This is a genomic window from Psychromonas sp. (assembly GCF_047632955.1).
Taxonomy (GTDB): Bacteria; Pseudomonadota; Gammaproteobacteria; order Enterobacterales; family Psychromonadaceae; genus Psychromonas.
In genome coordinates this window covers 1-5,216 of record NZ_JBLIED010000084.1, presented here as the reverse complement: position 1 = coordinate 5,216, position 5,216 = coordinate 1, and the positions used below count along the sequence as shown (strand labels likewise).

Below are 5,216 nucleotides of genomic sequence, written 5' to 3'. Positions count from 1 at the left end.
CTTGAAGCCATCACAGTGTTAGATGCGATTGAAAAACGCGGCAGTTATGCCGCGGCAGCCGAGCAGCTTAATAAAGTCCCCTCGGCGCTTTCCTATATAGTGCAAAAATTAGAAGAGCAGCTGCAGGTCACCATCTTTCAAAAGCAGGGCAGACGTTCCGTATTAACCCCGGCGGGTAAAAACCTGCTTAAGGAGGGGCGTTTAATTCTCGAAGCGGTTGAACGGCTTACGGTCAAAACGCAAACCATCGCCAATGGATGGGAACCCAAATTAAATATTGCCATCGACTCTATTTTACAAAGCACTGCTATTTTTTCGGTGTTTAATGATTTTTTAACAACCTATCCGAATATCGAAATGGATATCAGCGAAGAGATCTTGAACGGAGCCTGGGAGGCCTTGGTAGAGGACAAAATAGATATGATTATCGGCGTGCCCGGCCCGACGCCCAAACAAAAAGGCATCCAAACCCTGCATCTCTGTGATTTTGAACCTATTTTTGCCGTCAGTCCAACTCACCCCTTAAGCAAACAAGCGCAGCCCTTAAGCAATACACAGATTGCCCAATACCGGGCGGTGGTTGCCCACGACACGGCGCGCAACTGGATAGCGCAAACACAATCGGTGATCAGCGAAGATAAGTATTTTTATGTGCCCAGTATGGAGTATAAAATCAAGGCGCAGATAGCGGGTATTGGCTGCGGGTTTTTACCGCGTTTTCGTATTCAGGAGTTTTTACAAAATGGCCAGTTGGTTGAGCTGCAGATAACCCCGCCCCGGGCCGCTGTGCCCTTATATTTAGCCTGGAAAGTGGTCAATCAGGGTAAAGCCTTAAAAATGCTACGCGAGATGCTGGTGGCGAATAAAGGGTTGATCAAATGTTAAAAGGCCTATGCAGGCCTTGTTGTTATTTATGCTCTTCTGCGCAGTATTATTCGTCAGGGTAGTAATAATAAACGGAGGAGTATGAGGTTTCTGCTTCACTGCCACTTCCAGCATCGGCTAGACCTTGATCGTAATGCACACCACCTTTACCAGTAATATCGACTTTTTTCCCCCTTATCGCACCAAAAAGACCGTTGTTACCTTGATAATTAACTTCCCCTACAGGAGCATACAGGTTCATATACACTTGCCCGTTACCTTGTAAATATACAGCGGCAGAACTATTATTGCCGGTACTGTCATTCGATGAATAAAGGGTTAAGGGCGTTCTTACCGTTTCATTTTCATCTGTAGTAACAAAATTATCTGAAAAAATATCAGAATTCGTTCCGATGGATACCTTTCCTGCAGTCAAGATGGTTAACGAACTGTTCGAATTGGCTAATTTAAAGATCGATTTTTTGGTTGTAAAATCGCCAGTTAAATAGATAGTCACATCGCCATCAATGGTAATGGTTTCTGAACCAACATTCAGTTGATCAAAAACATAAACTTGTTTCTCTTCTCCTAACACAGTTAGCGTCTGAGGATAAGCCCCCCCGGCATAACTCTCACCGTCAAATTCAGCAGATGCACCAGTATCATAATGACCAGGTTCACCTTCTACTTGATCTGCAATTTTACTTATTTCTCCCTTCTGGTCAACACCATCTTCATCTTCATAATCAGCAATAACAAGCGGATCACATTCACCAAAATATTCAGAGGTAGTCCCCGTAATAGCGTCATCTTTATTATAGGTAATATTGTCAGTACCACCTATCGCACTAACATTGGCATCTAGTCCTATCGTTCTGTTCCCGCCGGCATCGATAGAAAAAGCATCAACGCTTCCAGCTCCCCACACCTTCACACTCTCACAACCAACAACCGCATCCTCAAAGTTTCCCGCAATCGCATCACTGGCTTCGATGGTTGTTTTTAAATAAGCAAAAGCACCGTTAACTTCTCCTTTGCTTACTAAGGTAAAAGTTGTTCCTGTAAGGTCGATTAAATCTGAGGGAAAAGAGTATTCTTTATTGTCCGTTGGCAAAGCTTTTAGCCCAGCTAATATATCGGTATTTAGCTGATCACTTTCCGCCTCTATATATTCAAAGGCATAAAACAGGCCTTTTTCGGCAGCGAGCCGCGCACTGATCTCTTTTCGTTGATTACCCGCAATTCGCTCCTGCAGACGATTTTCACTGAGTTGCGAAAATGCCAGCATAGTTGTGATGGTCGTGATTATAAGCACAGATACCAGTACAAATCCTTTTTGTTTCATACTTCCCTCTTTCATATTTATTCCACTTATCATTATTGGGTTATAGCCAATAATACCTTTTAAAGTAAGCTTAATTTAAAGGTAAAACCTGAGCCGCTAACTGCAGAAAAGTTCCCTGTGGTTTTCATTGTTCTTGGCATGGTTGTTATTTTCATCTACACATTAATACCATTATCATTAATTTTTTAAAAGTACATTTTCAACATCTCTGCGAAAAATTTCACAGGACTAGCATCATCATAAACATTGCCATTGCCACTGCTGCTAAAATTATCAGTCTTAAATTTTTTCACAGATATATCCGCCACTTCATTCAGTTAGCCATTGCCTCTGAGTGCAGTTAGCCATTGCCTCTGAGTGAGTGCAAAGGTTGTTCTCTGTGCATAACTTAAATAGGTAGAAAAAACGGTCAGCTCTCTATATGCCAACCGCTTTTTCTCCGGCAAGAGATACAACAATGAAAACATATGACCAACTGACCTATGAACAACGATGCCAGATTTACGCACTAAATAAAACAACTTTAAGTCAAAATAAAATATCTAAGCAACTCAATATTAACTAATCAACCATTAGCAAAGAGCTCTCTCGTAACACAGGTCTACGAGGTTATCGTATTAAACAAGCTCAACAATTAGCCGAAATATGCAAGTTAGCGGCTTCTAAAGCCTGTAATATGACCACAAGCCTCATTGATTTATCGACTTTAAACTTAAGGATAAATGGACTTCTGAGCAGATTTCGAGTTGGCTTCATGAAAACTAACCCCTCCATATTAGCCATGAAACCATTTATCAGCATGTGGTCAGATAAGAAAAGTGGCGCTAACTTATTCAAAAACCTACGTAGAATAGGAAAAATTTACCAATTACATAGTAAAGATAAGCAAGCGGGTAGAGGGTTTATAAAAAACGTATAAGTATTGATGAACAGGGTGAAATTACGAACGACTTAGTTCACATAATCAATCTAAATAGATTGAAATTACCCTTCATTTATAGCAACGAAAGTCCTGAAACAACTAGTTCTCGGTAACTATCACTACGATTTGCTTGTTTATGCTTTCTCTTGATACCACCATCGAAAGACTTTTCATTCTTTAACAAGTTTAAGCTTGTATGTCGTACAGTTGCTATATTTTCTGTTGAATTCTGCTGGCGAATACGACATGAGTCTTCATTCATAGAAACATCCAACTGCCAGTGCAAGTTATTCTCGACCGACCAGTGTGCTCTTGATGCTTCTAATAAAGCTTTAGAATCTAGTTTTGCTGAACTGATATAAAACTTAACTGCTACAGTTGTTTGCATATCTTTCTCAGATCTAAACGAGACGACATACCCAAGCGTTTTTAAGCCCGGCCATTCAAAAACTAAGTCGCCAATTTCGTCAGCATCTGCAACCATACACATCCGGCTATCTTCTCGACCATGGCCTTTTTCTTTAGTTGTATAGGCTTCTGTTTCTGGTAATTCTAATCGGCCAATTGAAAATATACCGTCTAATGCCGTTTGTAATCGTTCTTGGTTACCTTTAACAGGCAAAAGATAATCACCACCTTTATCTACGATTTTTTTAGCTATTTTAGTCTGGCATCCCATCGCATCAATAGTTACAAGGCATCCGCGTATATCCAATAAATCTAATAGTTTAGGAATCGCTGTAATCTCATTAGATTTAACGTCCGTTTTTACTTGGCCTAATACAACTGAATTAGCCGCAGCAAAAGCACTAACCATATGAATAGTATCTGATTTATCTTTCTTATTAAATGAACCTCTTAAGGTTTTTCCATCAATAGCAATTACATCGCCGTGAGTCATCTCACAGCAACTTTTCATCCAATTAGCGAAGCACTTTTGAAATTCTTTTGGGTCAATCAACTGAAAAACACGAGAAATTGTGTCGTCCGTAGGTATTCCGCCTGAAAATGGTAAATACTTTCTCAGCCAATCTAACTTATCGTTGCCGAAATCTTGTATTTCTTCCCAACCCTCACAGCCCGATATGACGGCTGTAATTGCCAAAAATAAAACATCAACTAAATTGTGATGCACTTTCCTCGGTTGTCGGGTATCACGGATGATTGAGAGCTGGTTTATCAAGGTTATTTGGGACATATCTAGTTTCTATTTAAGATAAAAAGAAGTATATGATCACAACCAAAACTGATCTACAACGTGATCCTTTTGTAAATTCAGATCTATAGATACGGCTAACATTAAAAAAATAAAAGGTAAAAATAAAGAGCAATTAATAATCAAAATAAAAGTCTACATTCGTAATCTTGCCCTGTATTGATGAACGGCCGCAAGTTGTTGAAAATAAAACTAGACAGGGTGATTTTAAAATTAATTTGGTCATTGGCAAGGGACACAGTGGTTACTATTGTTAAACGGAAAACGAGTTTCACCGTGTCGACACGTATAAATAATAAATCAGCTAAAACAGTCACCGCAGCGACGATGGCTTTGTTAGCGCTCTTTAAAGGTGTCGTGTTAACGATCACTCCTAATAATGGCAAGGAATTTGCTGACAATGAAGAAATGATAACGAGTTTGGGTTATGGTCTTTATTTTGCAGATCTTTATTGTTCTTGGCAACGAGGATTGAATGAAAATACGAATGATCTATTACGACAATATTGGCCGAAATCAACAGACTTCAATAAAGTGCCGCTATCAGTAATTCAATATTTAATAGTAGAACTTAATGATCGACCGAGAAAAAATTAAATTATAAAATGCCAGCCAAATTAATGGCTGAACGTAGGGTAACTATGGCTGCTTAGGGGTTATGCACTTCAAGCTTGAATCTACCTATAATTACCAGTTAACTGCAATAAATTTAAGATATTTACGCGGATCTGGGCTCTATTACTCATTGGGGTAATAGTAAGAAACAACACTGTATGAGGTTGAGGCATCGGTTCCTGAGCCGCCCATACCACTAAGACCTTCATCGTAATGTATGCCTCCATTTCCACTAATATCAACATTTTTTGCTC

General features: G+C 39.6%; 4 protein-coding genes. 2 read left to right on the top strand and 2 right to left on the bottom strand.

The features are described 5' to 3' along the window. Positions 1 to 885 (top strand): LysR family transcriptional regulator (locus tag ACJAZP_RS19800; protein WP_415232461.1); only part of this gene is annotated, 885 nt, incomplete at its 5' end. Between the two features lie 46 nt (positions 886 to 931). On the opposite strand, the gene ACJAZP_RS19795 is transcribed toward ACJAZP_RS19800, so the two are convergent. Together ACJAZP_RS19795 and ACJAZP_RS19790 are read right to left on the bottom strand one after the other, a co-directional pair. Next, entirely contained in the window at positions 932 to 2,209 is a 1,278-nt protein-coding gene (locus tag ACJAZP_RS19795) for a PilX N-terminal domain-containing pilus assembly protein (RefSeq protein ID WP_415232460.1), read from the bottom strand. A 995-nt stretch (positions 2,210 to 3,204) separates the two neighbouring features. Next, positions 3,205 to 4,329: an ISAs1 family transposase gene (locus ACJAZP_RS19790; RefSeq protein WP_415232459.1), complete on the bottom strand. Its 1,125-nt coding sequence runs from the start codon at positions 4,327 to 4,329 to the stop codon at positions 3,205 to 3,207. Positions 4,330 to 4,509: 180 nt separating this feature from the next. On the opposite strand from ACJAZP_RS19790, the gene ACJAZP_RS19785 reads away from it, so the two are divergent. Further along, the gene (locus ACJAZP_RS19785; RefSeq protein WP_415232458.1) at positions 4,510 to 4,944 is read left to right on the top strand and encodes an IS30 family transposase; all 435 of its coding nucleotides are present in this window, start codon (positions 4,510 to 4,512) and stop codon (positions 4,942 to 4,944) included. Positions 4,945 to 5,216: the final 272 nt, after the last annotated feature.